Source organism: Cupriavidus sp. UGS-1 (assembly GCF_021213615.1).
In the GTDB taxonomy this organism is placed as follows: Bacteria; Pseudomonadota; Gammaproteobacteria; order Burkholderiales; family Burkholderiaceae; genus Cupriavidus.
Map to the genome: position 1 here is coordinate 41,584 of NZ_JAJQJF010000002.1, position 26,468 is coordinate 68,051.

The window sequence follows — 26,468 nt, forward strand, 5'->3', positions numbered from 1 at the left end:
CGTATCGCCGGGCCGTACGTCCTCAGGCCGCCGCGCGCAGCGGCGCGGCCGCGCTCGCTGCCGAAGCCGGCGCCGCCGAGGCGGCAGGCGACGCGATGGCGCCGCTGCGCGAGCGCCCCGAGCTCAGATAGCCCGCAATCGACTCCTGCGTGACCTCGCCCAGGTAGACGCCGTCGGCGTCGACCACCGGCAGCCAGCTGGTGTTGTGCTGGTACATCCGCGACAGCACGATGCGCAGATGCTCGTCGAACGCCGCGGTCGCCGCGAACGGACGCAGCACGTCGCCGCAGGCCTGCTTGCCCGCGGCCGGATTGCGCGCGTCGCGGCGCGCCACATAGCCGAGCGCGCGCTGGTCGCGATCGAGCACCGGCAGATAGCGCACGTCGGCGTCGTCCATCAGCGCCAGCGCCTGCGCCAGCGGCATCTGCGGCGTCGCGGTGGAGCCCATCGTGGCGGCATCGCCGGCGCGCACCAGCAGCAGCCGCTTGAGCGTGTTGTCGTGGCCGACGAAGGCCTGCACGAACTCATCGGCCGGATGCGCCAGCAGCGCGTCCGGATGGTCGAACTGGACCAGCTTGCCGGCGCGGAACACCGCGACCTTGTCGGCCAGCTTGATCGCCTCGTCGATGTCGTGCGAGACCATGATCACGGTCTTGCCCAGTTGGCGCTGCATCTGCAGGAACTCGTTCTGGATGCTCTCGCGGTTGATCGGGTCGACCGCGCCGAACGGCTCGTCCATCAGCAGCACCGGCGCGTCGGCGGCGAGCGCGCGGATCACGCCGATGCGCTGCTGCTGGCCGCCCGACAGCTCGCGCGGATAGCGCGACAGCATCCGGTTCGGATCGAGCTGCACCATCGCCATCAGCTCGCGCGCGCGTTCGCGGCAGCGCTGCTTGTCCCAGCCCAGCAGGCGCGGCACCACGGTGATGTTCTGCTCGATCGTCATGTTCGGGAACAGGCCGATCTGCTGGATCACGTAGCCGATCTTGCGGCGCAGCGCGACTTCGTCGATGCCCGCGGTGTCCTCGCCCTCGATCCGCACGCGGCCCGAGGTCGGCGGGATCAGCCGGTTGATCATCTTCAGCGTGGTGGTCTTGCCGCAGCCCGACGGGCCGAGGAACACGCAGATCTCGCCGCGCGGCACCGTCAGCGACACCGAGTCGACCGCGCGCACCAGCGCGCCATCCTTCTGCGTGAACGATTTGCTCAGTTGGTCCAGTTCGATCATGTGCGGATTCCTTTGGGCGTCAGCACGCGCTGCAACCATTGCAGGCACACGTCCGCCACGATGGCGAGCAGGCTGACCAGGACGGCGCCCACCGCGAGTTTGCTCATATTGCTCTGGCTGATCGCTTGCAGGATCAGCACGCCGAGGCCGCCGGCGCCGATCAGCGCGGCGATGGTCGCCACGCCGATGTTCATCACCACCGCGGTGCGCACACCGCCGAGGATCACCGGCACCGCCAGCGGCAGGTCGACCAGCCGCATCCGTTGCCAGGTGGTCATGCCGATGCCGCGTCCGGCCTCCTGGATGCCGCTGTCGATGCCGGCCAGCGCCACGTAGGTGTTGCGCAGGATCGGCAGCAGCGAATACAGGAACACCGCGGTGACGGCCGGCAGGTAGCCGAGCGCGTGGCCGAAGCGCGCGAACACCGGGATCATCAGGCCGAACAGCGCGATCGACGGGATCGTCAGCACCACCGTGGCCAGCGTCATCATCGGCGTGGCCAGCCAGCGCCAGCGCGTGGCCAGGATGCCGAGCGGCACGCCGATCAGGATCGCCAGCCCGACCGCCGCGCCGACCAGTGCCAGATGCTCGCCGGTCAGTTTCAGCAGCGTCGGCCAGCTGTGTTGCAGGTAGGAAATCAGGTCCATGGATTGTCCGTGGTTGTCCGTGTTGTCTGCGCCCGAGCGGGCGTCAGATCAACCCGTGCTGGCGCAGGAAATCGGCCGCGACGGCGTCGACCGGTTTCTGTTCGATGTCGACGCGGTAATTCATCTCCGTCATCGACGCGTTGTCGAGCGCGGCGGCCAGCGCGTTCAGCAGCTCGGCCAATTGCGGGTGGGCGTCGAGCACCGCCTTGCGCACCACCGGTACCGCCTGGTAGGCCGGGAAGAAGCCCTTGTCGTCGCGCAGCAGCACCAGGTCGAAGCCCTTGACGCGGCCGTCGGTGGCGTAGACCAGGCCGGTCTCGACCTGGTCGTTGCGCAGCGCGGTGTAGACCAGGCCCGGATCGAGCTGGATCACGTCGCGGCGCGCCCACGGCAGCCCGTAGGCGGCCTTCAGCGGCTCGAGGCCGTCGGGCCGCGCGGCGAATTCCATGTCGACCGCGAAGTGGTGGCGCTTGTCCTCGCCGCCAGCGCGGATCTTGTCGGCGAGCTCGGACAGCGTGCTCACGCCAGCCGCCTCCGCACGGTGGCGCGGCATCGCCAGCGCATAGGTGTTGTTGATCGTCGAGGGCTGCAGCCACACCAGGCCCTTGGCCGCATCGAGCGACTTGACGCGGGCGTAGCTCTGCTCGGCATCGAGCTTCTCCTCGACGCGGTTGAAGACGATCAGCGCGGTACCGGTGTAGTCCCACACCACGTCGAGCTGGCCGCTCTCCATCGCCTGCCGCATCAGCGTGCTGCCCAGGCCCGCCGTCAGCTCGGTGGCGAGGCCCTTGGCGCGCAGATACTGCGAGGTCATCGACGACAGGATCAGCTGCTCGGTGAAGTTCTTGCCGCCCACGCGCACGGGCGCCGCATCGGCGGCCGTCGCCGGAGCGTTGACGAGCAGCGCGGCGGCGCCGAGCAGTGCGGCCAGCCACGCGCGCGGACGAAGCGATCGCATCATCGTCATGGTGTTCTCCTTGATGTTCCGCTGGGTGTTCCGCTGGATGGTCCGCTTCATGCCGCCAGCCCTCGCCGGCGCAGATAGAAGCGTCCGCCCGCGGCGAACAGCGCGTCGAGCGCCAGCGCCAGCAGCGCGGTGGCCGCGGCGCCCAGCAGCAGCAGCGACGGCTTGTTCAGGTAGATGCCGGGGAAGATCATTTCGCCCAGGCTGTTGGCGCCGATCAGGAACGACAGCGGCACGGTGCCGACGTTGATCACCAGGCTGGTACGCACGCCGGCCAGGATCACCGGCATCGCATTGGGCAACTCGACCCGCAGCAGCCGCTGGCGCGGCGTCATGCCGATGCCCTTGGCCGCCTCGAGCAGCGCGGGCGGCAGGCCGCGCAGGCCCTCGCAGGTATTGCGCACGATCGGCAGCAGCGAGGCCAGCCACAGCGCCAGCACCGCGGGCCGCTCGCCGATGCCCAGCACCGCCAGCGACAGCGCCAGCACCGCCAGCGACGGCACGGTATTGCCGATGTTGAAGACCTGCATCAGCCGGTCGGCCCAGCGCCGCAGCGCCGGCCGCGACAGCAGGATGCCGGCCGGCACGCCGGTGGCAAGCGCCAGCGCCATCGACCACGCCACCAGGCGCAGGTGATCGGCCACGTCGTAAAGCAGGCGTTCGCGGTGCTCGGCGATCGCATCGACGCCGACCCAGGCCAGCAGGCCGGCCAGTGCCAACACGATGAAACCGGTCCAGCCGAGTCCACGCCAGATTCGCTGCGACATCTTTTCTCCCGTAAGCCAGCCGGCGTCGCGATCGGCGGATCGGCGGATCGGCAGATCGGCCAAGCGGCGACAGGCGGCGGCAAAAGCGCGGCACGACAGGCGCACCAAGGCGCGACGGCCGCGACGGCGGTCCATGAAGGACGACGGCAACGGACCAGCGCGATGGCGGGACCCGATGGGGACATGCGCCATGACGGCGGACCCGGCCGGGTCCAGACTAGATTGGTGCTGTCCGCCATGACCGGCGCGATGCCGGCGGACGGACGGTGGGCGCCCATTGCCGCACGAGGGGGCGAGGCGATGGGGGCCCGGTGACGGACCGCGGGTGCCGCCCGGAACGGGCGGGCGCCAGCGGCCCTGGCGCGGCGCTGCGGATCGGTGCGACGGTCGGTGCGGCGTCGGCAGGAGCCGGACGGACGCGGACGGTCGCCAGACGGTAAGTCCAGACCTCGCAGGCCAGTGGCAGCGCAAAATTGAAAGTTCCGACGCGCCGCCGGTCAATCGGCCGTGGTCGCGAAATCGGCCACGGCGAGCGCGAAGCTCAAGCGGCTAATTTGCAACAACGGATGGCAAAGAGGTCGCTATTCTAACCAACTTCAGCGATCTTGTCACCCCGCCCGTCAGCCGGCCGTCTTTTGGGGTCTTTTTGCGCGTCCCGGGGCCTGGCCAAACGCCTGACAAGGCACCCGGCATGCAGCGATCCGCGTTCCAGTGGCGTTCACAAACTAGGTCCCATCATTCCATCAATAGAACGCTCTTTTGCCCTGTTCCCGGCTACCGCTTTCCCGCCAAACCCTTACATTGAGGGGGTACCGCGGCGCGAGGCGCCGCTCGCCAAGACACAGGAGATCGACATGGACGACATCCGCAACCTGAACGAATTGACCACCGTGCCGGCGACCGCCGAGGAAGCGGTGCGGCGCACCCGCACCATCGACCGCGTGGTGCGCGGCATCGCCACCTCCGATGGCGCCGGCGTCAAGCTGACCCGCGTGCTGACGCAGAACCTGCAGCGCCGGCTCGACCCGTTCCTGATGCTCGACGCCTTCGGCACGGACCGGGCCGACGACTACATCGGCGGCTTTCCGGCCCACCCGCATCGCGGCTTCGAGACCATCACCTACATGCTGGCCGGACGCATGCGCCATCGCGACAGCGCCGGCAACGAGGGGCTGCTGGAAAACGGTGGCGCGCAATGGATGGTGGCCGGTGCCGGCGTCGTGCATTCGGAGATGCCGGAACAGCAGGATGGCCGCATGGAGGGCTTCCAGCTGTGGCTGAACCTGCCGGCCAGCGACAAGATGACGGCGCCCTGGTATCGCGACCTGCCCGCCGCGGCGATCCCGACCGTCGCGCTGCCGGGCGGCGCAGTGGTGCGCGTGCTCGCCGGCGCCTCGCACGGCGTGCAAGGCGCGATGACGCGGCCCGTCACCGAGCCGCTGTATCTGGACGTATCGCTGCCGGCGGGTCAATCGTTCGCGCAGGCGATCCCCGCCGGGCATAACGCCTTCGTCTACGTCTATCGGGGCGAGGTCAGCATCGGCGAGGGCGACGCGCTGGCCGCGCTCGACGCGCAGCGGATGGGCGTGCTGGCCAACGAGGCGGACGCCGACGGCGTGATCGTCAAGGCCACGCAGGATGCGCGCTTCCTGCTGATCGCCGGCAAGCCGCTGGGCGAGCCGATCGTGCAGTACGGACCGTTCGTGATGAACAGCGAGGCGCAGATCCATCAGGCGCTCAGCGACTTCCGCGACGGGCGGTTCGAGGGGAAGGTGCAGAGCGCGGGGTAAGGTCGGGAAGCGGCGCGATGCGCCGCGGCCCTCTCCCCCGGCCCTCTCCCGCTAGCGGGAGAGGGAGAACACCTTCCGATCAACGAAACGCTGCTGGTTCGCTTCCCTCTCCCGCAAGCGGGAGAGGCGAACACCTACCGACTCACCAGACGCCGCTGGCTTGCTCCCCTCTCCCGCTCGCGGGAGAGGGGCCGGGGGAGAGGGCAGCGAGACTGGGCCGCCTTGCGCCCTACCCATTCCCCTCCACCGCCTCCGCCACCCCCTTGCCCTTGCGCAGCCGTGCGCGCAGGTCGCCGATCATCGGCCAGATCAGCACCAGGATGGCCAGCGTCATGATGGTGCCGACCAGTCCGTTGGACCAGAAGATATCGAGCGAGCCCGACGACACCAGCATGGTCTGCCGGAACGCGTCCTCGGCGCGGTCGCCCAGTACCAGTGCCAGCACCAGCGGCGCCAGCGGATAGTCCAGCTTCTTCAGCACATAGCCGATCACGCCGAAGCCCAGCATCAGCCAGACATCGAACAGCGCGTTGTTGACCGTATAGGCGCCGATCGCGCAGACCACCAGGATCAGCGGTGCGATGATCGAGAACGGGATCCGCAGGATCGCGGCGAACAGCGGCACCGTCGACAGCACCACCAGCAGCCCGACGATATTGCCCAGGTACATGCTGGCGATCAGCCCCCAGACGAACGGACCCTGCTCCTGGAACAGCAGCGGCCCCGGCTGCAGGCCCCAGATCATCAGGCCGCCGAGCAGCACCGCGGCGGTCGCCGAGCCCGGAATGCCGAGCGCCAGCATCGGCAGCAGCGCGCTGGTGCCAGCCGCGTGCGCGGCGGTCTCGGGCGCGACCACGCCCTCGATATTGCCCTTGCCGAACGAGTCCGGATCGCGCGCCATCCGCTTGGCCACGCCATAGCCCATGAACGACGCCGCGGTGGCGCCGCCCGGCGTGATGCCGAGCCAGCAGCCGATCGCCGACGAGCGCAGCACCGTCATCCAGTAGCGCGGCAGCTCGGCCCAGGTACGCAGCACCACCTTCAGGTCGATGCGCGCCTGCTTGCCGCGGAAGGCCACGCCCTCCTCCATCGTCATCAGGATCTCGCTGATGCCGAACAGCCCGATCACCGCGACCAGGAAGTCGAAGCCGCGCAGCAGCTCGGTCGAGCCGAAGGTCATCCGCAGCGTGCCGGAGACCGTGTCCATGCCGACCGCCGCCAGCAGGAAGCCAGCGCACATCGCGATCAGGATCTTGGGCTTGGCCTCCTTGCCCATGCCGACGAAGCTGCAGAAGGTCAGCAGATAGACCGCGAAATATTCCGGCGGGCCGAAGCGCAGCGCGAACTTCGCCACCAGCGGCGCGAGGCAGGTGATCAGCAGCACGCCGGCCATCGCGCCGAGGCACGAGCCGGTGAAAGCCGACGTCAGCGCGCGGCCCGCCTCGCCGCGCTGCGCCAGCGGATAGCCGTCGAAGGTGGTCGCCACCGACCAGGCCTCGCCCGGGATATTGAACAGGATCGACGTGATCGCCCCGCCGAACAGCGCGCCCCAGTAGATGCAGGACAGCATGATGATGGCCGAGGTCGGATCCATCGAGAACGTCAGCGGCAGCAGGATCGCGACGCCATTGGGGCCGCCCAGCCCGGGCAGCACGCCGACCACGATGCCGAGCAGGATGCCGACGAACATCAGGCCGACGTTCTGCCACGACAGCGCGACCGAGAAGCCGTGCATCAGCGCATTGAATTCCTCCATGGTGCCCCTCCTAGAAGCCGAGCGCCGCTTCCAGCGGCCCCTTCGGCAGCGGCACCCGGAACTGGATCTCGAAGATCCAGAACAGCACCAGATTGATCCCCGCGCCCAGCAGCACCGCGCGCCACCATTCGGCCTTGCCGACCGCCATCATGAAGCCGGCGATGAAGACCGCCGATGCGACATAGATGCCGAGCCAGCCGATCAGCGCGACGTAGACCGTCAGCGGCAGCAGGATCACGCAGACCTGCCGCAATTGCTGCCAGCTGGCGAAGATCGCGTCCGCAGGGGTGCGCCACGCCTGCCACGCCACGGCCAGGCTGCACACCAGCACGATCGCGCCGACGCGCAGCGGAAAGTAGCCGGCCTCCGGACCGTCGGCGGCCCAACCGGCGCCGATGCGGTGATTGCTCCAGATCACCACCGCGGCGGCCGCCAGCAGCAGCGCGGCCACCACCAGCTCGACCGCGCGCAGCGACACGCCGGGCGCGTCCGCCTCGGCGTGATCAGCGCGGTCGGCGTGATCGGCCCGGTCGGCGTGCGCGGCGGCGGCCGCATGCTCTTGCTGTGTTTCCATCGAAAGCTCTCCCAGTCGGTGCGCGCGGCGGCCCGCGTCGAGCCGGCCGCGCGTCGTTGCGGTGCCGGCTCAGCGCGCGGCCATGAAGCCCGCTTCCTTCAGGATGTCGCGGTGCGCGTTCTCGTCCTTGACCAGGAAGTCCTCGAGCGCCTTGCCGGCGACGAATTCGCTCTTCAGCGCATTGCGCTCGAGGTACTCCTTCCACTCCGGCGTGGCGACGATCTTGCGCATCAGCTCGACGTAGTACTTCTGCTGATCGGGCGTGATGCCGCCGGGCATCATGAACACGCGCAGCATCTGGTACTGGACGTCGAGCCCCTGCTCCTTGCAGGTCGGCACGTCGCGCCAGCTCTGCGACTGGGTGACCTTGGCGGTGTAGCCCATCCGTTCGGGCGCGAACACGCACAGCGCGCGGTGCTCGCCGGCACGCCACTGGCCGATCGATTCGGACGGGTTGTTGACGTTCGCGTCGATATGCTTGCCCGACAGCTGCGTGGCCGCCTCGCCGCCGCCCTTGTACGGCACGTAGATGAACTTCGCGCCGGTCTTCTTCTGGATCAGCGTGGTGATGATCTGGTCCTCGCGCTTGGAGCTGGTGCCGCCCATCTTGACCTTGCCGGCCCCGGCCTTGGCGCCCTCGACGAACTCGGCGACGGTCTTGTACGGTGCCTCGGCATTGGTCCACAGCACGAACTCGTCCTGCGCGACCATCGCGATCGGCGTCAGGTCGCGCCAGCTGAACGGCAGGTGGCTGACCATCGGCACCGTGTACAGCGCCGACGATGTCACCAGCAGCTTGTGCGCATTGCCCTGCGACGCCTTGGTATCCATCAGGCCCTCGGCGCCGCTGGCGCCGGCCTTGTTGACCACGATCACCGGCTGGTTCATCAGCTTGTGCTTGGCGATGATGCTCTGGATCGAGCGCGCCATCTGGTCGGACGCGCCGCCCGCGCTGAACGGCACGACGATCTCGACCGGCTTGGTCGGCTCCCATGCCCATGCCGCGGCCGGCGCGCCGCCGATCGCGAGCGCGGCCGCGCCGAACGCCAGCATCGAACGCTTGCCCTGCTTGCTGTGCTTGCTTTGCATTGCCTGTCTCCTCGTTGGAATGTCACATCGGTCCGCCGCGTGCCGGCCGTCGAGCGGCCTTGTGCGGTCTGTGCGGCGGACTGGTTTGCGGCCGGCACGGCAACGGTGCCGGCCTGTCCTCCCTGTATTGCTACCCCCTCGCTAGTCCGTCACCGCCGCCCCTGCGCGCGCCGTCAACGCCGCGGCCAGCACGCGCGCCACGTGCCAGGCCTGCGCGTGGGCACCGTCAAGGATCTGATGGCGGCAGCTGGTGCCGTCGGCGACGACGATGGCGTCGTCCGCGCGGGCACGCACCGCCGGCAGCAGCGACAGCTGGGCCATCGCCACCGACGCCTCGTAGTGCTCGGCCTCGTAGCCGAAGCTGCCGGCCATGCCGCAGCACGAGGACTGGATCGGCGTGACCTTCAGCTCGGGAATCCAGCCCAGCACCGTCTGCACCGGCGTGAACGCGTCGAAGGCCTTCTGGTGGCAGTGGCCATGCACCAGCGCCTCGCGCTGCGGCAGCGGCTGCAGCGCCAGCTGCTTCAGGCTCAGGCGCCCCGCCTGGCGCTCGCGCACCAGGAACTCTTCGAACAGGAAGGCGCCGGCGGCCAACCGCGCCGCCTCGTCGCCATAGCCGTAGCCGAGGAATTCGTCGCGCAGCGACAGCAGGCACGACGGCTCGAGCCCGACGATCGGCACGCCGCGCGCGACGAACGGCTGCACCGCGTCGAGCAGCCGCCGCGCCTCCTGCCGCGCCTGCTCGACCAGGCCCGCGGCGAGAAAGGTGCGGCCGCAGCAGAGCGGACGCTCGCCCGGCCGCATCAGCGGATGCACGGTGTAGCCGGCGGCTTCGAGCACCGCCTGCGCGGCGCGCGCGTTCTCGGGCTCCATGTGGTTGTTAAAGGTGTCGACGAACAGCACCACTTCCCGCTGTCCCCCGGCGGCCGCATCGACAGATGAATCGCCAAACGAAACGGCGACGGAAGCGGTGTCCGTCGCAGCGCCGGCGCCGGCAGTGGCCGGGGTGGCATCGCCGCGGCCGGCACGCGCAATCGTCGACAGAAACGAACGCTGCCAGCGCGGCAGGCTGCGCTGCGGCGCGAAGCCCAGCGCGCGCTTGGCCCAGTCCGACAGCAGCGGAATCCGCTCGGCCAGCGCCATCAGGCCGGACATGCGGCTCGCCAGCGGCGCATAGCGCGGCATGAAGGCCACCAGCCGATCGCGCAGCGTCAGCCCATGACGCTGCGCCCACGCATGGCGCGCCTCGATCTTGAGCCGCGCCATGTCGACGCCGGTCGGACAGTCGCGCTTGCAGCCCTTGCACGACACGCACAGGTCGAGCACTGCCTTGACGTCCTCGCTGGCCAGTCCTGCCTCGCCGAGCTGGCCCGACACCGCGAGCCGCAGCGTGTTGGCGCGGCCGCGCGTGACATGCTGCTCGTCGCGCGTGACGCGGTAGCTCGGGCACATGGTGCCGGCGTCGAACTTGCGGCAGTGGCCGTTGTTGTTGCACATCTCGACCGCGGCGGCGAGCCCGCCGGTGCGATCGCCGCCGCTGCCCGGCGGCGTTTCCTCGCCGCTCAGCGGATCGCGGCTGACGTTCCAGGCCGACCAGTCGAGCGCCGGCTGCAGCGGCAGCCGCTGGTAGCCGGGCGGAAAGCGGAACAGCTCGCGCGTGTCCATCTTCGGCGGCCGCACGATCTTGTCCGGGTTGAAGCGGTTGTCCGGATCGAACAGCGCCTTGATCTCGCCGAAGGCGGCATGGATGCGCGGGCCGTATTGCCAGGCCACCCATTCGCCGCGGCACAGGCCGTCGCCGTGCTCGCCCGAATAGGCGCCCTTGTACTCGCGCACCAGCGCGGCGGCCTCCTCGGCAATCGCGCGCATCTTCTGCGCGCCGTCGCGGCGCATGTCCAGAATCGGCCGCACGTGCAGCGTGCCGACGCTGGCGTGCGCGTACCAGGTGCCCTCGGTGCCGTGGCGATGGAACACCTCGGTCAGCCGGCGCGTGTACTCGGCCAGATGCGGCAGCGGCACCGCGCAGTCCTCGATGAAGGAGACCGGCTTGCCGTCGCCCTTCATGCTCATCATGATGTTCAGGCCCGCCTTGCGCACTTCCCACAGCGCCTTCTGCGCGCCGGCGTCCGGCATCTTGACCACCGAACCGGGCAGGCCGAGGTCGCCCATCAGCTCGTCGAGCGCATCGAGGTCGGCGCGCAGCGCGGCGGCATCCTCGCCGGCGAACTCGACCAGCAGGATCGCCTGCGGCTCGCCGCGCAGCGCCGACGCGATGACCGGGCGGAAGGCCGGGTTGGCCATCGACAGGTCGATCATCGTGCGGTCCACCAGCTCGACCGCGACCGGCGCCAGCCCGACGATATGCTGGGTCATTTCCATCGCCTGGTAGAAGGTCGGGAAATTGACCACGCCCAGCACCTTGTGCGTCGGCAGCGGCGCGAGCTTCAGCGTGATCTGCCGGCTGTAAGCCAGCGTGCCTTCCGAGCCGACCAGCAGATGCGACAGGTTGGCATGACCGTCGTCGGTATAGGCGCGCGGATTCTGGCAGTCGAACAGATCGATGTTGTAGCCGGCGACCCGGCGCAGCACCTTGGGCATGCGCTCGGCGATCTCGTCTCGCTCGCGCGTGGCGATCGCGCGCAGGCGCTCGAGCATCGCCAGCACGCGTGCATCGGCCGGCGGCTGCGCCAGCGAACCGAAATGGCATTGCGCCCCGTCGGCCAGCACCGCGTCGATCGCCAGCACGTTGTGGACCATGTTGCCGTAGGCCAGCGAGCGCGAACCGCAGGAGTTGTTGCCCGCCATGCCGCCGATCGTGCATTGCGCGCCGGTCGAGACATCGACCGGGAACCACAGCCCATGCGGCTTGAGCCAGGCGTTCAGGTGGTCGAGCACGATGCCCGGTTCCACCGTCACCGTGGCCGCGACCGGATCGAAGTCGACCACCTGGTTCAGCCACTTGCTGTTGTCGATCACCAGCGCCTCGCCGACGGTCTGGCCGCACTGGCTGGTGCCGGCGCCGCGCGCCAGCACCGGCGCATGGGCATCGCGCGCGATCTCCAGCGCCAGCAGCAGGTCACGCTGGTCGCGCGGCACCACCACGCCGACCGGCATGATCTGGTAGATCGACGCGTCGGTCGCATAGCGGCCGCGGCTGGCGCGGTCGAACAGCACGTCGCCGCGCAGCTCGCGCCGCAGCCGCGTGGCCAGCGGCGAGCCGGGGCCGCCTTCGGCGCGGACGAAGTGCAGCGGCTTGACGATCGGCGAGGCAGCCAATGAAGGGGCCAACGGCGTGGACAGATCCGTCATCGCAGCTCCATCCGCTCAGGCAGCGGCCTTCAGCACCGGGGTGTCGGCATGGGAGGTCAGGTACTCCATCGCCGCCGCGACGCCACTGCCCTGCAGCGGCACGCCCGACAGCTTCAGCCCCATCTCGCAGCCCGACAGCGTCGCCATCAGCGTCAGGTCGTTGCAATCGCCGAGATGGCCGATGCGGAACATCTTGCCGCGCATCTTGCCGAGCGCCTGGCCCAGCGACATGTTGAAGCGTTCGTAGATGCGCTTGCGGACCGCGTCGGCGTCGACGCCTTCGGGCATCATCACGCCGGTCAGCACCGGGCTGTAGACCGCCGGATCGGCGCACTGGATCTCCAGGCCCCAGGCGCGCACCGCGCGGCGCGTCGCCTCGCCGAGGCGCTGGTGGCGCGCGAACACGTTGTCCAGCCCCTCCTCCAGGATCATGTCGAGCGCCTCGGACAGGCCGTACAGCAGGTTGGTGTTCGGCGTGTACGGCCAGTAGCCGTTCTTGTTGGCCTCGATGATCTCGTCCCAGCGCCAGAAGCTGCGCGGCATGCGCGCCTCCTTGCTGGCCGCGATGGCCTTCGGCGACAGCGCGTTGAAGCTGATGCCCGGCGGCAGCATCAGGCCCTTCTGCGAGCCCGACACCGTCACGTCCACGCCCCACTCGTCATGCCGGTAGTCGGCCGAGGCCAGGCCCGAGATCGTATCGACCATCAGCAGCGCCGGATGGCCCGCCGCATCGATCGCGCGGCGCACCGCGGCGATGTCGGAGGTCACGCCGGTCGAGGTCTCGTTGTGCACCACGCAGACCGCGCGGATCCGATGGCCGCTGTCCTCGCGCAGCCGCGCCTCGATCATGTCGGCCTGCACGCCGCGGCGCCATCCCTCGATGCCGGGCAGGCCGAGGAATTCCGGCTTCAGGCCGAGCGACTCGGCCATCGACTTCCACAGCGTGGCGAAATGCCCGGTCTCGTACATCAGCACGGTATCGCCCGGGCTCGTGGTGTTCGACAGCGCGGCCTCCCAGGCGCCGGTGCCCGAGGCCGGGTAGATGATCACCGGGTGCTCGGTCTTGAATATCTTGCGGATGTCCGCCAGCACCTTGCGCCCGAGCGCCCCGAATTCCGGCCCGCGATGGTCGATGGTCGGATAGCTGATCGCACGCAGGATGCGATCCGGTACCGGACTCGGTCCCGGAATCTGCAGGAAATGGCGGCCGGCGGGGTGAAAGTCGAGCGAGATCATGGGACTGGTACCTCCTTGTTGAATTTTGAATTCAAAATACTGTAGCAGCCGAGGTCGGCCAGCCCAAGCGGAAATTGCCCCGGAAGCGCGCTCGTTTACCCGCATTGCCAGCGCCACGCGGGCTGCGGGACAGTTGCCGGCGACTCTGCGCTAGAATGGCCGGGACATCACGGATAAGGACTTTGAATGCAAAATTCCGCCGAAGGGGAACCGCTGCCCGACAGCGGCGCCACCCCGCTGCTGCCCCGGCTGGAGCGCCAGCGCCTGCACGACACCGTGGTCGAGCACCTGCGCAAGTTCATCACCGAGGGCGTGCTCAAGCCCGGCATGAAGCTCAACGAGCGCGAACTGTGCGAGACGCTGGGGATTTCGCGCACGCCGCTGCGCGAAGCGTTCAAGGTGCTGGCCGCCGAGAACCTGATCGAGATCTCGCCGAACCGCGGCGCCAGCGTGTCGCGGATGACCGAGGCCGAGATCTGGGAGACCTTCGAGCTGATGGCCGGACTCGAAGCCTTTGCCGGCGAACTGGCCTGCGAACGCATCACGCCGGCCGAGCTGGCGCAGATCAAGGCGCTGCATTACGCGATGCTGGCCTGCCGCGCGCAGAACGATCTGTCGGGCTACTACAGCCGCAACCAGGAGATCCACGACCGCATCAACGCGGCCGCGCGCAATGGCGTGCTGCGCCAGACCTATCTGTCGATCAACCGCCGGCTCAAGGCGCTGCGCTTCCGCTCCAACCAGCAGACCCAGAAATGGGACCGCGCGGTGCAGGACCACGAGGCCATGATCCAGGCGCTGGAAGCGCGCGACGGCAAACGGCTCGCCGCGATCCTGCGCCAGCATCTGCTGGAGAAGCGCGAGGCGGTGATGCAGGGCTCGCTGGCCGCGGAGCGCACCGGCAGCGAGGCGGGCGAGAACACCGGGGCTTCGGCCTCCGCTGCCTGAGCGCCCCAGACAGCCCTTCGAGGGCCCGCGTTCGCCGGGCCTTCCCCCTTTCTTCTCTTTCCCCGCCGCGCATCCGGCATGCGACTTGCAACCGTCCGCCATCCGTTGCGGGGCCTGCAGCGGCGGTCACGGCGGCCGTTGCGAGACCCGCGCACTTATATAATCCCGACCTGATAACAGGCATTACGCTTCCGTGATGACGCGGCCAGGCGCCCCGGCCATGCTGGCCTTCGCCTTGCCGCTGTTCACTGCTGACCGCTGCCGCCGTGCCGTGGCGCCGCTTCCCCGCGGTCTGCCCCGGTGCCGCGCAGTGCCGACGGACGAAGCTGCCACGACAACCAGAGCCGCCTCAGTGACATCCAATTCCACCCCCAGGCTGGCGCTTGCCCATATCGTCAAGCGCTATCCCGGCGTGACCGCCAACGACGACGTCTCGCTGACCGTCGCTCCCGGCGAAATCCATGCCGTGCTCGGCGAGAACGGCGCCGGCAAGTCGACCCTGATGAAGATCATCTTCGGCGCGGTCAAGCCAGACGCCGGCCACATGCACTTCAACGGCGCGCCGGTCGTCATCGACAGTCCGCACGACGCCCGCGACCTGGGCATCGCGATGGTGTTCCAGCATTTCTCGCTGTTCGACACGCTGACCGTGACCGAGAACATTGCGCTGGGGCTGCCGGCCGCGCAGCGCGGCGGCACCTCGATGAAGGCGCTGGCCGCACGGATCCGCGAGACGGCCGCGCGCTACGGCCTGCCGCTCGAGCCCGAGCGCCATGTGCATACGCTGTCGGTCGGCGAGCGCCAGCGCGTCGAGATCGTCCGCGCGCTGCTGGCGCGGCCGCAATTGCTGATCCTCGACGAGCCGACTTCGGTGCTGACGCCGCAGGCGGTGCAGACGCTGTTCGTCACGCTGCGCCAGCTCGCCGACGAAGGCACCAGCATTCTCTACATCAGCCACAAGCTCGACGAGATCCGCGCGCTGTGCCATCGCGCCACCGTGATGCGGATGGGCCGGGTTACCGGCCTGTGCGACCCGCGCCAGGAAAGCGCGGCCTCGCTGTCGCGCATGATGATCGGCGGCGAGCCGCCGCGCGAGGCGCGCGTGGCCACGCCGCGCGGGGCGCTGCGGCTGTCGGTGCGCGCGCTGTCGCTGCCGCGCGCGCATGCGTTCGCCACCGCGCTCGAGGACATCTCGCTCGAGCTGCATGCCGGCGAGATCGTCGGCATCGCGGGCGTCTCCGGCAACGGCCAGCAGGAATTGCTGGCGGCGCTGTCGGGCGAGGACACGCGCGCCGCGCGCGACGCGATCGCGCTCGACGGCAAACCGGTCGGCCGGCTCGATGCCCGGGCGCGCCGGCGCGCGGGCCTGGCCTTCGTGCCCGAGGAGCGGCTGGGCCGCGGCGCGGTGCCCGGCATGAGCCTGGCCGACAATACGCTGCTGTCGCACCAGGACCCGCCCTATGTGCGGCGCGGGCTGGTGTCGCCGAAGGCGGCGGCCGGGCTCGCGGCCGCGATCATCCAGCGCTTTCGCGTCAAGGCCGGCGGTCCCGACGCACTGGCGCGCAGCCTGTCCGGCGGCAACCTGCAGAAGTTCATCGTCGGCCGCGAGATCGAGAGCGGCCCCGGCGTGCTGATCGTCGCGCAGCCGACCTGGGGCGTCGACGTCGGCGCCGCCGCGCAGATCCACAACGAGCTGCTGGCGCTGAAGGCGACCGGCTGCGCGATCCTGGTCGTATCGGAGGAGCTCGACGAGCTGTTCGCGATCTGCGACCGGCTGCACGTGATCGCCAAGGGGCGGCTGTCGCCGTCGATCCCGGTCGAGGATGCCACGCGAGAACAGATCGGCCTGTGGATGAGCGGGCTGTGGCAAGGCGGACCCGGCGGCCAGGACGAAGGCCGGCATGACGTCGCGGAGGCGCGCGCCCATGGCTAGATCGCTCGGCTTCGCCTTCCCCGTTTCGCTGGCCCCCCGCGGCCTGCCGTCGCGCCCGATGGCCTATGCCTCGCCGGTGATCGCGCTGGCGCTGACGCTGGCCTTCGGCGCGCTGCTGTTCGTGCTGCTCGGCAAGGACCCGATGGCCGCGCTGAAGGTCTTCCTGGTCGATCCGGTCAAGGACAAGCGCGCGCTCGGCGAGGTGCTGCTCAAGACCGTGCCGCTGGTGCTGTGCGCCCTGGGGCTGTCGGTCTGCTACCGGGCCAACGTCTGGAACATCGGCGCCGAGGGCCAGCTGATCCTCGGCGGCATCTTCGCCGCGGCGACGGTGCTGTGGTTCGACGTGCCCGGCCATGCGGTCAGCGGCGTCGCGGTGCTGGTGCTCGCTTCGCTCGCCGGCATCGCCGGCGGCATGCTGTGGGCCGGCATCACCGCGCTGCTGCGCGACCGCTTCAACGCCAACGAGATCCTGGTCTCGCTGATGCTGACGTACATCGCGCAGCAGCTGATCCTCTACGTGGTCAACGGGCCGCTGAAGGATCCGCAGGGCATGAATTTCCCGCAGTCCAGGGTGTTCTCGTCGGAGTTCCTGCTGCCCAACCTGATGTCCGGCTCGCGGCTGCACGCGGGCTTCGCCGTGATGCTGGTGCTGGTGGCGGTGATGACGGTGTTCCTGTTCCGCAGCTTCGCCGGCTACCGGCTGCAGGTCGGCGGCACCGCGCCGTCGGCCGCGCGCTACGCAGGCTTCTCGGCGCGCGCCTCGCTGTGGATGGCGCTGCTGATCTCCGGCGGCTTCGCCGGGCTCGCGGGCGCGTTCGAAGTGGTGGGACCGATCGGCCAGCTGCTGCCGTCGATCTCGCCGGGCTACGGCTTTACCGCGATCATCGTCGCCTTCGTCGGCCGGCTGCATCCGGTCGGCGCGGTGTTCGGCGGCATCGTGATGTCGCTGTTCTATATCGGCGGCGAGATGGCGCAATCGCGCCTGGGCCTGCCGTCGGCCATCGGCTGGGTGTTCCAGGGGATGCTGCTGTTCTTCCTGCTCGCCTGCGACAGCCTGATCGACCACCGCCTGCGCTGGCGCGCGGCGGCCGCCCGCTGATCCGGCGGCTCTACCGATATCCGCTCATGGAACAATTCGCTCCCCTTGTCGCCACCGCGATCAATGCCGGCACGCCGCTGCTGCTTGCCGCGCTCGGCCTCTTGATCAACGAACGCGCCGGCGTGCTGAACCTCGGCGCCGAAGGCATGATGCTGGTCGCCGCGGTGTTCGGCTTCATGGTCGGCTACCAGACCCAGTCGCCGCTGCTCGGCTTCGTCGCCGGCGCGCTGGCCGGCATGGCGATGGCCACGCTGTTCGCGTGGCTGGCGCTGGTGCTGGCCACCAACCAGGTCGCCACGGGCCTCGCGCTGTCGATCTTCGGCACCGGCCTGTCGGCCTTCATGGGCCAGCGCTTCGTCGGCCATGCAATGCCCGCGCAGGGCAGCAAGGTGCCGGTGCTGGGCGACCTGCCCTTCGTCGGTCCGGCCTTGTTCCAGCATCACTGGATGGTCTATGCCAGCGTGCTGCTGTGCCTGGCCATCATGTGGTTCCTGTTCCGCACGCGCGCCGGGCTGACGCTGCGCGCGATCGGCGAATCGCCCGAGTCGGCGCACGCGCTCGGCTATCCGGTGCGCTGGATCCGCTTCGCCGCGCTGCTGTTCGGCGGCGGCTGCTGCGGTCTGGCCGGCGCCTATCTGTCGCTGGTCTATACGCCGATGTGGGTCGAGAACCTGGTCGCCGGGCGCGGCTGGATCGCGCTGGCGCTGACCACCTTCGCCACCTGGCGGCCCGGCCGCGTGCTGGTCGGCGCCTGGCTGTTCGGCGGCGTGACGATCCTGCAGTTCTACCTGCAGGGCATCGGCGTGTCCGCGCCGTCGCAGATCCTGTCGATGCTGCCGTACGCGGCCACCATCGTCGTGCTGGCGCTGATCTCGCGCAATCCGGCGTGGATTCGCCTCAATATGCCGGCGTCGCTGGGACGGCCATTCCGCCCCGGCAACGCCTGACCCATTTCCCGCAAACGTTTTCCAGCAAGAGCCAACGCGCGTGTCCAATCGCGCATTCAACACAAGGAGAAATCGATGATCGTCACGCGCAGGAAGTCCCTCGCGACGCTGGCCGCCACCACGCTGCTGGCGGTCGCCACGCTGGCCGGCTGCGGCAAGAAGGAGGCCGAGCAGCCCGCACCGGGCGCGGCTTCCGCGCCGGCCGCCGGCCAGGCGGGCGAGCCGCTGAAGGTCGCCTTCGTCTATATCGGACCGGTCGGCGACGCCGGCTGGACCTATGCGCACGACCGCGGCCGCAAGGCGGTCGAGGAGAAATTCGGCGACAAGGTCAAGACCACCTATGTCGAGAACATCCCCGAATCGGCCGCCGATGCCGAGCGCGTGTTCCGCGACCTGGCCAGCCAGGGCAACAAGCTGATCTTCGGCACCACCTTCGGCTACATGGAATCGATGCTGAAGGTCGCCAAGGAATTTCCGGACGTCCGCTTCGAGCATGCGACCGGCTTCAAGACCGCGGAGAACGTCGCCCAGTACGATGTGCGCACCTATGAGGGCGCGTACCTGGCCGGCGTGGTCGCGGGCAAGATGAGCAAGACCGGCAAGATGGGCGTGGTCGCGTCGGTGCCGATCCCCGAGGTGATCCGCAACATCGACTCGTTCGCGCTCGGCGCGCGCAGCGTCAATCCGAGCGCGACCGTCAAGGTGGTCTGGGTCAACAAGTGGTTCGATCCGGGCAAGGAGCGCGAGGCCGCGACCACGCTGATCGGCCAGGGCGTCGACATGCTGATGCAGAACACCGACTCCGCCGCCGTGGTGCAGACCGCGCAGGAAAAGGGCGTGCACGCATTCGGCTGGGACAGCGACATGAGCAAGTTCGGTCCGAAGGCCCATCTGGCGGCGTCGGTGATCTCGTGGGGCGTCTACTACAACAAGGTGGTCGGCGACGTGCTCAGCGGCACCTGGACCAACGGCACCACCTGGTGGGGCCTGAAGGAGAACATGATCGACCTGACCGGCTTCAACGCCGATGTGCCGGAGGACGTCAAGGCGCTGGTCGCCGAGCGCCGCCGCGGCATCATCGAGGGCAGCGCGCCGATCTGGAAGGGCCCGATCAAGGACAACACCGGCAAGGAACAGCTCGCCGAGGGCCAGGTCGCCGACGACAAGTTCCTGCACGGCATCAAGTTCTATGTCGAGGGCGTCGAGGGGCAGATTCCGGGTTGATCGGGACGCTCTGCTGGCGACGTCTGACCTCTGCCGCTTGTTTGCTCCCTCTCCCGCCAGGCGGGAGAGGGGTCGGGGGAGAGGGCAAGCGGCGCGGGCACTGGTTGCTGACGTACGCAATTCGACCGTCCCTTCCCTCTCCCCCAGCCCCTCTCCCGCAAGCGGGAGAGGGGAGCAAACCCGCCCTTCTGCAAACCCTCCCTTGCGCGATCCCTGCGTTCCGCAGACCCTCCCTTCCTGCTTTCAGTCTTTCGCCACATCCGCCCCCGGGAACTTGAACCGCGGCGAACCGGCCCAAGCTATCCTGTTGTCGTGCCGCGCATTTCGAGCCGCGGGTGCACAGTGTGAAGGAGGCCTCTCATGTGGAAACGATTCTCGGCGCTTTGGACGCTCGCGCGGCGCGATGGGCGCCTGCTCTGGCATGCGCTGCGGCATCCGGACGCGCCCGGCTGGCTCAAGCCGGCGGTGATCGGCGTGGTGCTGTACGCGCTGTCGCCGATCGACCTGATCCCGGACGTGGTGGCGGGACTGGGCATCGTCGATGACCTGGTGTTGATCCCGCTGGCCGTACACCTGATCCTGAAGCGCCTGCCACCGCACATCCTGCGGCAAGCGCAGATGCGCACGCAGTCGACCACGGTCAGGCCGCACTGACCTCGCAGGAACAAAAAACAAAGGGCGCCACTGAACTGGCGCCCTTTTTCGTTGCAACTAGCGACGAGCTTACGGAATCAGCACGGTCGAGCCGGTGGTCTTGCGCGCCTCCAGCTCGCGATGCGCCTGCGCGACCTCGGACAGCGGATAGCGCTGGCGGATCTCGATCCTGACCTTGCCGCTGCGCACGATGTCGAACAGCTCGGCCGCCATCGGCTCGAGCAGCTCGCGCTGCGTCACATAGGTCATGATGGTCGGCCGCGTCAGCTTCAGCGAGCCCTTGGCGCCCAGCACCGAGATATCGACCGGCGGCACCGGACCGGAAGCATTGCCGAAGCTGACCATGGTGCCGCGCGGCGCCAGGCAGTCCAGCGAATCGTTGAAGGTGTCCTTGCCGATCGAGTCGTAGACCACGGCCACGCCCTTGCCGCCCGTGATCTCCTTGACGCGGTCCAGGAACGACTCGCGCGTATAGACGACGGTATGGTCGCAACCATGCGCGCGCGCCAGCGCGGCCTTGTCGTCGTTGCCGACGGTGCCGATTACGGTGGCGCCCAGCGCCTTCAGCCATTGCGACGCGATCAGGCCGATGCCGCCGGCGGCGGCGTGCAGCAGCACGGTGTCGCCCGGCTGCACGCGGTAGGTGTCGCGCACCAGGTACTGGACGGTCATGCCCTGCAGCATCATCGCGGCGGCCTGCTCGAACGAGATATCGTCCGGCAGCTTGACGACGATATCGGCCGGCATCACGCGGACCTGCGCATAGGCGCCGGTGGGACGCCCGGCATAGGCGACGCGATCGCCCTCGCGCAGATGCGTGACGCCCGGCCCGACCGCCTCGACCACGCCGGCGCCTTCCATGCCGATCCCGCCGGGCAGCGGCTGCTTGTAGAGCCCGGTACGGAAATAGACGTCGATGTAGTTCAGGCCGACCGCCTCCTGCCGGATGCGGATCTCGCCCGGGCCCGGCTCGCCGACCTCGACGTCGACCCACTGCATCACTTCAGGACCGCCGTTCTCGAAGATGCGGATGGCTTTGCTCATGGTTCGGTTCTCCTTGGGGATGATCGGATGGAAGCGCCGCGGCGATGCCGCACCGGCTCAGGCCGCCGGCGCCTCGGCGCGCCGCCGCATCTCGGCGATCAGCATGTCGGCGGTCGCCACATTGGTCGCGCACGGCACGTCGTGCACGTCGCAGGCGCGCACCAGCGCGTTGATATCGGGCTCGTGCGGCTGCGGCGTCATCGGGTCGCGCAGGAAGATCACCGCGGCAACCCGGCCCTCGGCCAGCTGCGCGCCGATCTGCAGGTCGCCGCCCCACGGGCCCGACAGCATGCGCGTGACGGACAGCCCGACCTCGTCGATCAGCCGGCCGCCGGTGGTGCCGGTGGCCAGCAGCTCGCAATGCACGAGGAAGTCGCGGTGACGGCGGGCGAAGGCGACGATATCGTCCTTCTTGCGGTCGTGCGCGATCAGCGCGATGCGCGGCGGAACCGCGGCGACAGGGATGGTCGTCATGCGCGCGCTCAGAAGGTGCCGGGGTAGGCGCCGCCGTCCAGCAGGATGTTCTGCGCGGTGATGTAGGCCGCCTGCTTGCTGCACAGGAAGGCGCAGGTTGCGCCGAACTCGGCCGGGTCGCCGAAGCGGCGCGACGGGTTCTGCGCGGCGCGGCGCTGCGCGACCTCGTCGACGGTCAGGTTGGCCTTCTTCGCCGCGCCTTCCATCGTCTTGTACAGCCGGTCGGTATTGAACGGCCCCGGCAGCAGGTTGTTGATGGTCACGCCGTGCTGGGCGACCTCGCGGGCCACGCCGGCGACAAAGCCCGTCAGGCCCGAACGCGCGCCGTTGGACAGGCCCAGCACATCGATCGGCGCCTTGACCGCGCCGCTGGTGATGTTGATGATGCGCCCCCACTTGCGCGCGATCATGCCGTCGACGGTGGCCTTGATCAGCTCGATCGGCGTCAGCATGTTGGCGTCGAGCGCGGCGATCCAGTCCTCGCGGTTCCAGTCGCGGAAGTTGCCGGGCGGCGGACCGCCGGCGTTGTTGACCAGGATGTCGAGGTCGCCGAGCTTGGCCGCGGCGTCGAGCGCCTGCTGACGGCCTTCCGGCGTCGTGATGTCGGTCGCCACCGCGATCACGCGGCGGCCATGGCGCGCGCGCAGGTCGGCGGCGGCCTTGTCCAGCGCCTCGGCGCCGCGCGCGACGATCACCACATCGACGCCCTCGGCGGCCAGCGCATCGGCGCAGGCAAAGCCCAGGCCCTTGCTCGCGCCGCACACCAGCGCATGCTTGCCTCGCAGTCCGAAATCCATGCTCCCTTCTCCTTGATTCGCTAGTTTGTATTCACGCCTGTGTTCAAGCCCGCGCGGCCTTGCCGCGCGACAGCAGATAGATGCCGCCCATCACCAGCGCGCTGCCGGCCAGCTGCACCACGGTGATCGGCTCGCCCAGCAGCCAGAAGCCGAGGAACAGCGTCGACACCGGACCGATCATGCCCGCCTGCGAGGCCATCGGCGCGCCGATGCGCGCGACCGCCATCATCGTCAGCGACACTGGCAACACGGTGCAGAACACCGCGTTGATCACGGACAGCCACATCACCGGCGCCGGCTGCAGCAGTTCGCCCCAGGGGCGTCCCAGCACCAGATATTGCACCACGCAGCAGGCGGTCGACACGCACATCGCATAGGCGACCAGCCGCAGCGAGCCGATGCGCGCCACCAGCTCGCCGCTGGCGATCAGATAGACCGCGTAGGTCAGCGCGCTGCCGAGCACCAGCGCGGCGCCAAGCCACACCTGGCTGCCGCTGACGTCGAGGTCGTGCGCGAGCACCAGCACGATGCCGGCATAGGCCAGCAGCAGCGAGATCCATTGCTGGCGGCTGATATGGCGCTTGAAGCCGAAGGCGGTCGCCAGCACGACGAAGGACGGCGTCAGGAACAGGATCAGCCGCTCCAGCCCCGCGGTGATGTACTGCAGGCCGAGGAAATCGAGAAAGCTCGACAGGTAGTAGCCGATGAAGCCGAGCATCAGCACGCGGGCGCGGTCGCTCCACGACAGCGGCGGCAGCCGCATCGACTGCCACCAGCCGATCGCCATGAACAGCGGCACCGCGAACAGCATGCGCAGCGTGATCACCATCACGGCGTCGACGTTGTAGCGGTACATCAGCTTGGCGACGATGGCCTTGCCGGAGAACAGCACCGCGCCGATCGCGGCGACGGCAAGCCCGGTGCGCTGCCGCGCGCCGGCGGAAGCGCTGGCGGGGCTGGCGAGGGATTTCTGGGAAGCGGGCACGGGTATGGTGCAAACGGCCTGTCCGCGCAGGGCCGCCGACAGGCGGGCGCGGCAAGGGCATGACATCGGAAATGTTTGGGATTGCCGCCCGACAATGCCGCCGGACAGACGCGAGGATTGTATGTCAAAAGGCGCAAAGGCATCGGATGGCGGCCATGTCGTCCCCGCGCAGGCGGGGACCCAGCGTCTTGATCGCCGCCAGGGCGCGAAGTCACTGGGTCCCCGCTTGCGCGGGGACGACATGGAGTCGATCCATTACAATCCCGCACCAACGGCCTGCCGACCGAACCCCGCGCCCGATCCAGGCCCCGTCCTTCCCGCCCTGCCGCTACCCGCCATGAAGCAAGATCCGCGTTTTCCCAATCTGTTCATCCTCGACCACCCGCTGATCCAGCACAAGCTGTCGCATATGCGGGACCGCGACACGTCGACGCGGACCTTCCGCGAGCTGCTGCGCGAGATCACGCTGCTGATGGGTTACGAGATCACGCGCAGCCTGCCGCTGACCACGCGCCATATCGACACGCCGCTGGTCAGCATGGACGCGCCGGTGATCGCCGGCAAGAAGCTGACCATCGTGCCGGTGCTGCGCGCCGGCGTCGGCATGAGCGACGGCCTGGTCGAGCTGATCCCGTCGGCGCGGATCGGCCATATCGGCGTCTATCGCGACGAGCATCATCGTCCGGTCGAATACCTGGTGCGGCTGCCCGACCTGGAGGACCGCAGCTTCATCCTGTGCGATCCGATGGTCGCCACCGGCTATTCGGCGGCGCACGCGGTCGATGTGCTCAAGCGCCGCGGCGTCAAGGACGAGGCGATCACGTTCGTCGCGCTGGTGGCGGCGCCCGAAGGCGTCGAGGTCTTCCAGAAGGCCCACCCGAACGTCAAGCTGTACGTGGCCTCGCTCGACAGCCATCTGGACGAGCACGCGTATATCGTGCCGGGGCTGGGGGATGCGGGAGACCGGTTGTTCGGTACCAAGAACTGAGGCGGAGGGGTTGGGGAGGCGCCTTGCCCCCTCCCCCAGCCTCTCTCCCGCGGCGCGGGAGAGGGAGCCACCCCACAGATGTTGAAGCGCCGCCGGTTTTTTCTTCTCTGCTTCACGCGAGCGGAACAGGGCAGTCCGTTCCACGAACATCGAAGCGCCACCCGGTTTTCTCTCCCCTCTCCCGCTTGCGGGAGAGGGGCCGGGGGAAGGGCAAACGTCACCGGCGCTTGCGCCCCGACCCCAGCAGGCTGCCCAGCACGCCGCGGATCAGTTCGCGGCCCACCTGCGAACCCATGGTGCGCGCCGCCGACTTGGCCATCGATTCGAGGATCGAATCGCCGCGGCCGCTCTTGCCGGTGCCGCGCGTCAGTCCGCCGAACAGATCGCCGGCCTCGTCGAGCCAGCCGCGATCGGCGGCCTGCTGCTGCGCGGGCTCGCTTCCTGCCTGCCCGCCGTTCCGCGCACCAGCCTGCGCATCCGCGTCCTGCACGGCCCTGCCCTTGAGCCGCTCGTAGGCCGATTCCCGGTCGACCGCCTTCTCGTAGGTCCCCGCCACCAGCGACGACGCCAGCAGCTGCTTGCGCTCGGCCTCGTCGATCGGACCGATGCGGCTGCCCGGCGCCAGCACCCAGGCGCGCTGCGTGATGCCGGGCGTGCCCTTGGCGTCGAGCAGCGAGATCAGCGCCTCGCCGACCGCCAGCTCGCCGATCGCCTTCTCCACATCGAGCTCGGGATTGGCGCGCATCGTCGTGGCGGCCACCTTGACCGCCTTCTGGTCGCGCGGCGTGAACGCGCGCAGCGCATGCTGGACGCGGTTGCCGAGCTGCCCCAGCACGGTGTCCGGAATATCGATCGGATTCTGCGTGACGAAGTACACGCCGACGCCCTTCGAACGGATCAGCCGCACCACCTGCTCGATCTTCTCGAGCAGCGCCTTCGGCGCGTCGTTGAACAGCAGATGGGCCTCGTCGAAGAAGAACACCAGCTTCGGCTTGTCGAGGTCGCCGGCCTCGGGCAGCTTCTCGAACAGCTCGGACAGCAGCCACAGCAGGAAGGTCGCGTACAGCCGCGGCGCGTGCAGCAGCTTGTCCGCGGCCAGGATATTGACCATGCCCAGGCCCTTGTCGGTCTGCATGAAGTCGTCCAGGTTCAGCATCGGCTCGCCGAAGAACACGTCGGCGCCCTGCGATTCGAGCGCGACCAGGCCGCGCTGGATCGCGCCGATCGACGCGGCCGAGATATTGCCGTACTCGGTGGTGAACTGCGACGCGTTGTCGCCGACGTACTGCAGCATCGCGCGCAGGTCCTTGGCGTCGAGCAGCAGCAGGCCATTGGCATCGGCGATGCGGAACACCAGGTTCAGCACGCCCTGCTGGGTGTCGTTGAGCTCGAGCATGCGCGACAGCAGCAGTGGGCCCATGTCCGACACGGTGGCACGCACCGGATGGCCCTTCTCGCCGAACACGTCCCACAGCGTGGTCGGGCAGGCGCCCCAGACCGGCTCGGGCAGGCCGAGGTCGGCCAGCCGCTTGCCGAGCTTGTCGGACAGCTGGCCCGGCTGCGAGATGCCGGTCAGGTCGCCCTTGACGTCGGCCATGAAGACCGGCACGCCGAGCCGCGAGAAGCCCTGCGCCAGCGTTTGCAGCGTCACGGTCTTGCCGGTGCCGGTGGCGCCGGTGATCAGGCCGTGGCGATTGCCCATCTGCGGCAGCAGGGCCAGTTCGTGCTGGGCATTCTTGGCGATAACGATGGGGTCGGCCATGCTGGGGCTCCGGTGAATGACGAGGCGATGACGATGCGCTGATGAAGCGATGGTGCGGCTGGTGTTGCGCCATTCCGGCCCGCCTTGCACCGGCACGGCAAGGGCCGGGCCGGCGGTCTGGCGCGCGGGGGCGCGTGATAAAATCCCGGGCTGATTATATCCAGCAGTGATTGCCAGCAGTCATGGCCTGCCGCTGATGATTCCATCACCCGGCGCGTGCATCGCAACAAGCCGTGGGCGTCTTCGAACGTCC

General features: G+C 69.0%; 22 protein-coding genes. 8 read left to right on the plus strand and 14 right to left on the minus strand.

From position 1 onward, the window contains the following. Nucleotides 1–22: 22 nt before the first annotated feature. The 4 genes from LRR16_RS02800 to LRR16_RS02815 are packed head-to-tail and all read right to left on the minus strand — an operon-like array spanning nt 23 to nt 3,606. The gene (locus LRR16_RS02800; protein ID WP_232204743.1) at nt 23–1,228 is read right to left on the minus strand and encodes a betaine/proline/choline family ABC transporter ATP-binding protein; all 1,206 of its coding nucleotides are present in this window, start codon (nt 1,226–1,228) and stop codon (nt 23–25) included. Continuing rightward, the gene (locus LRR16_RS02805; RefSeq protein WP_006580114.1) at nt 1,225–1,875 is read right to left on the minus strand and encodes an ABC transporter permease; all 651 of its coding nucleotides are present in this window, start codon (nt 1,873–1,875) and stop codon (nt 1,225–1,227) included. Before LRR16_RS02805 ends, LRR16_RS02800 begins: the two co-directional genes overlap by 4 nt. Before the next feature lie 43 nt (nt 1,876–1,918). Next, complete coding sequence (locus tag LRR16_RS02810; RefSeq protein WP_043436664.1) at nt 1,919–2,833, minus strand: glycine betaine ABC transporter substrate-binding protein; 915 nt, start codon at nt 2,831–2,833, stop codon at nt 1,919–1,921. Nucleotides 2,834–2,889: 56 nt separating this feature from the next. Then, the gene (locus LRR16_RS02815) at nt 2,890–3,606 is read right to left on the minus strand and encodes an ABC transporter permease (RefSeq protein ID WP_064573748.1); all 717 of its coding nucleotides are present in this window, start codon (nt 3,604–3,606) and stop codon (nt 2,890–2,892) included. Between the two features lie 854 nt (nt 3,607–4,460). On the opposite strand from LRR16_RS02815, the gene LRR16_RS02820 reads away from it, so the two are divergent. Next, on the plus strand, nt 4,461–5,396 hold the full coding sequence (locus LRR16_RS02820) for a pirin family protein (RefSeq protein ID WP_064573018.1): 936 nt from the start codon (nt 4,461–4,463) through the stop codon (nt 5,394–5,396). Nucleotides 5,397–5,625: 229 nt separating this feature from the next. Here the strand turns inward: LRR16_RS02820 and LRR16_RS02825 are convergent, their stop codons facing one another. From LRR16_RS02825 to LRR16_RS02845, 5 genes are all read right to left on the minus strand, one after another. Next, nucleotides 5,626–7,152 carry a tripartite tricarboxylate transporter permease gene (locus tag LRR16_RS02825; RefSeq protein ID WP_023263323.1) on the minus strand — a complete coding sequence of 509 codons (1,527 nt, stop codon included), beginning with the start codon at nt 7,150–7,152 and terminating at the stop codon, nt 5,626–5,628. Nucleotides 7,153–7,162: 10 nt separating this feature from the next. Then, nucleotides 7,163–7,726 (minus strand): tripartite tricarboxylate transporter TctB family protein, encoded by a 564-nt coding sequence (locus LRR16_RS02830; protein WP_232204744.1) that lies wholly within the window; start codon nt 7,724–7,726, stop codon nt 7,163–7,165. A 69-nt stretch (nt 7,727–7,795) separates the two neighbouring features. Then, a complete protein-coding gene (locus LRR16_RS02835; protein WP_064573746.1) occupies nt 7,796–8,779 on the minus strand; it encodes a tripartite tricarboxylate transporter substrate binding protein in 984 nt (327 codons plus the stop codon). A gap of 177 nt (nt 8,780–8,956) precedes the next feature. After that, nucleotides 8,957–12,124: an FAD-binding and (Fe-S)-binding domain-containing protein gene (locus LRR16_RS02840; protein WP_232204745.1), complete on the minus strand. Its 3,168-nt coding sequence runs from the start codon at nt 12,122–12,124 to the stop codon at nt 8,957–8,959. A 15-nt stretch (nt 12,125–12,139) separates the two neighbouring features. Further along, nucleotides 12,140–13,360, minus strand: coding sequence for an alanine--glyoxylate aminotransferase family protein (locus tag LRR16_RS02845; RefSeq protein WP_232204746.1), 1,221 nt, complete (start codon nt 13,358–13,360; stop codon nt 12,140–12,142). A 186-nt stretch (nt 13,361–13,546) separates the two neighbouring features. Between LRR16_RS02845 and LRR16_RS02850 the strand changes: the two genes are divergently transcribed. From LRR16_RS02850 to LRR16_RS02875, 6 genes are all read left to right on the plus strand, one after another. Further along, on the plus strand, nt 13,547–14,308 hold the full coding sequence (locus LRR16_RS02850) for a GntR family transcriptional regulator (protein WP_232204747.1): 762 nt from the start codon (nt 13,547–13,549) through the stop codon (nt 14,306–14,308). 352 nt (nt 14,309–14,660) lie between these two features. Next, nucleotides 14,661–16,241, plus strand: a complete 1,581-nt coding sequence (locus tag LRR16_RS02855; RefSeq protein WP_232204748.1) for an ABC transporter ATP-binding protein — start codon at nt 14,661–14,663, stop codon at nt 16,239–16,241. Further along, a complete protein-coding gene (locus LRR16_RS02860; protein ID WP_232204749.1) occupies nt 16,234–17,340 on the plus strand; it encodes an ABC transporter permease in 1,107 nt (368 codons plus the stop codon). The genes LRR16_RS02855 and LRR16_RS02860 overlap by 8 nt, the downstream gene beginning before the upstream one ends. 26 nt (nt 17,341–17,366) lie before the next feature. Continuing rightward, nucleotides 17,367–18,287 carry an ABC transporter permease gene (locus LRR16_RS02865; RefSeq protein ID WP_232204750.1) on the plus strand — a complete coding sequence of 307 codons (921 nt, stop codon included), beginning with the start codon at nt 17,367–17,369 and terminating at the stop codon, nt 18,285–18,287. A gap of 75 nt (nt 18,288–18,362) precedes the next feature. Beyond that, nucleotides 18,363–19,511, plus strand: a complete 1,149-nt coding sequence (locus tag LRR16_RS02870) for a BMP family ABC transporter substrate-binding protein (protein ID WP_232204751.1) — start codon at nt 18,363–18,365, stop codon at nt 19,509–19,511. A 360-nt stretch (nt 19,512–19,871) separates the two neighbouring features. Next, nucleotides 19,872–20,165 (plus strand): YkvA family protein, encoded by a 294-nt coding sequence (locus tag LRR16_RS02875; protein ID WP_006579827.1) that lies wholly within the window; start codon nt 19,872–19,874, stop codon nt 20,163–20,165. Between the two features lie 69 nt (nt 20,166–20,234). Here LRR16_RS02875 and LRR16_RS02880 read toward each other — a convergent pair whose 3' ends face one another. From LRR16_RS02880 to LRR16_RS02895, 4 genes are read right to left on the minus strand one after another with little or no spacing between them, the layout of a single operon-like run. Then, complete coding sequence (locus tag LRR16_RS02880; RefSeq protein ID WP_232204752.1) at nt 20,235–21,209, minus strand: quinone oxidoreductase; 975 nt, start codon at nt 21,207–21,209, stop codon at nt 20,235–20,237. Nucleotides 21,210–21,266: 57 nt separating this feature from the next. Next, nucleotides 21,267–21,683, minus strand: coding sequence for a methylglyoxal synthase (locus LRR16_RS02885; RefSeq protein ID WP_064573008.1), 417 nt, complete (start codon nt 21,681–21,683; stop codon nt 21,267–21,269). 8 nt (nt 21,684–21,691) lie between these two features. Further along, nucleotides 21,692–22,480 (minus strand): SDR family oxidoreductase, encoded by a 789-nt coding sequence (locus LRR16_RS02890; protein ID WP_023263585.1) that lies wholly within the window; start codon nt 22,478–22,480, stop codon nt 21,692–21,694. A 43-nt stretch (nt 22,481–22,523) separates the two neighbouring features. After that, nucleotides 22,524–23,465, minus strand: coding sequence for a DMT family transporter (locus tag LRR16_RS02895; RefSeq protein ID WP_232204753.1), 942 nt, complete (start codon nt 23,463–23,465; stop codon nt 22,524–22,526). Between the two features lie 337 nt (nt 23,466–23,802). Here LRR16_RS02895 and upp point away from each other — a divergent pair, with 337 nt between their 5' ends. Further along, nucleotides 23,803–24,453, plus strand: coding sequence for a uracil phosphoribosyltransferase (gene upp / locus LRR16_RS02900; RefSeq protein WP_006577223.1), 651 nt, complete (start codon nt 23,803–23,805; stop codon nt 24,451–24,453). Nucleotides 24,454–24,670: 217 nt separating this feature from the next. On the opposite strand, the gene LRR16_RS02905 is transcribed toward upp, so the two are convergent. Next, nucleotides 24,671–26,215: a helicase HerA-like C-terminal domain-containing protein gene (locus LRR16_RS02905; protein ID WP_232204754.1), complete on the minus strand. Its 1,545-nt coding sequence runs from the start codon at nt 26,213–26,215 to the stop codon at nt 24,671–24,673. Nucleotides 26,216–26,468 lie beyond the last annotated feature (253 nt).

What these genes read in the sequence shown, in the direction of transcription:
- LRR16_RS02835 (WP_064573746.1), bottom strand. Translation starts at nt 8,779, where the DNA reads ATGCTGGCGTTCGGCGCGGCCGCGCTCGCGATCGGCGGCGCGCCGGCC.
- LRR16_RS02880 (WP_232204752.1), bottom strand. Translation starts at nt 21,209, where the DNA reads ATGAGCAAAGCCATCCGCATCTTCGAGAACGGCGGTCCTGAAGTGATG.
- LRR16_RS02815 (WP_064573748.1), bottom strand. Translation starts at nt 3,606, where the DNA reads ATGTCGCAGCGAATCTGGCGTGGACTCGGCTGGACCGGTTTCATCGTG.
- LRR16_RS02840 (WP_232204745.1), bottom strand. Translation starts at nt 12,124, where the DNA reads ATGACGGATCTGTCCACGCCGTTGGCCCCTTCATTGGCTGCCTCGCCG.
- LRR16_RS02860 (WP_232204749.1), top strand. Translation starts at nt 16,234, where the DNA reads ATGGCTAGATCGCTCGGCTTCGCCTTCCCCGTTTCGCTGGCCCCCCGC.
- LRR16_RS02825 (WP_023263323.1), bottom strand. Translation starts at nt 7,152, where the DNA reads ATGGAGGAATTCAATGCGCTGATGCACGGCTTCTCGGTCGCGCTGTCG.
- upp (WP_006577223.1), top strand. Translation starts at nt 23,803, where the DNA reads ATGAAGCAAGATCCGCGTTTTCCCAATCTGTTCATCCTCGACCACCCG.
- LRR16_RS02890 (WP_023263585.1), bottom strand. Translation starts at nt 22,480, where the DNA reads ATGGATTTCGGACTGCGAGGCAAGCATGCGCTGGTGTGCGGCGCGAGC.
- LRR16_RS02820 (WP_064573018.1), top strand. Translation starts at nt 4,461, where the DNA reads ATGGACGACATCCGCAACCTGAACGAATTGACCACCGTGCCGGCGACC.
- LRR16_RS02810 (WP_043436664.1), bottom strand. Translation starts at nt 2,833, where the DNA reads ATGCGATCGCTTCGTCCGCGCGCGTGGCTGGCCGCACTGCTCGGCGCC.
- LRR16_RS02850 (WP_232204747.1), top strand. Translation starts at nt 13,547, where the DNA reads ATGCAAAATTCCGCCGAAGGGGAACCGCTGCCCGACAGCGGCGCCACC.
- LRR16_RS02865 (WP_232204750.1), top strand. Translation starts at nt 17,367, where the DNA reads ATGGAACAATTCGCTCCCCTTGTCGCCACCGCGATCAATGCCGGCACG.
- LRR16_RS02875 (WP_006579827.1), top strand. Translation starts at nt 19,872, where the DNA reads ATGTGGAAACGATTCTCGGCGCTTTGGACGCTCGCGCGGCGCGATGGG.
- LRR16_RS02885 (WP_064573008.1), bottom strand. Translation starts at nt 21,683, where the DNA reads ATGACGACCATCCCTGTCGCCGCGGTTCCGCCGCGCATCGCGCTGATC.
- LRR16_RS02845 (WP_232204746.1), bottom strand. Translation starts at nt 13,360, where the DNA reads ATGATCTCGCTCGACTTTCACCCCGCCGGCCGCCATTTCCTGCAGATT.
- LRR16_RS02800 (WP_232204743.1), bottom strand. Translation starts at nt 1,228, where the DNA reads ATGATCGAACTGGACCAACTGAGCAAATCGTTCACGCAGAAGGATGGC.
- LRR16_RS02830 (WP_232204744.1), bottom strand. Translation starts at nt 7,726, where the DNA reads ATGGAAACACAGCAAGAGCATGCGGCCGCCGCCGCGCACGCCGACCGG.
- LRR16_RS02870 (WP_232204751.1), top strand. Translation starts at nt 18,363, where the DNA reads ATGATCGTCACGCGCAGGAAGTCCCTCGCGACGCTGGCCGCCACCACG.
- LRR16_RS02905 (WP_232204754.1), bottom strand. Translation starts at nt 26,215, where the DNA reads ATGGCCGACCCCATCGTTATCGCCAAGAATGCCCAGCACGAACTGGCC.
- LRR16_RS02805 (WP_006580114.1), bottom strand. Translation starts at nt 1,875, where the DNA reads ATGGACCTGATTTCCTACCTGCAACACAGCTGGCCGACGCTGCTGAAA.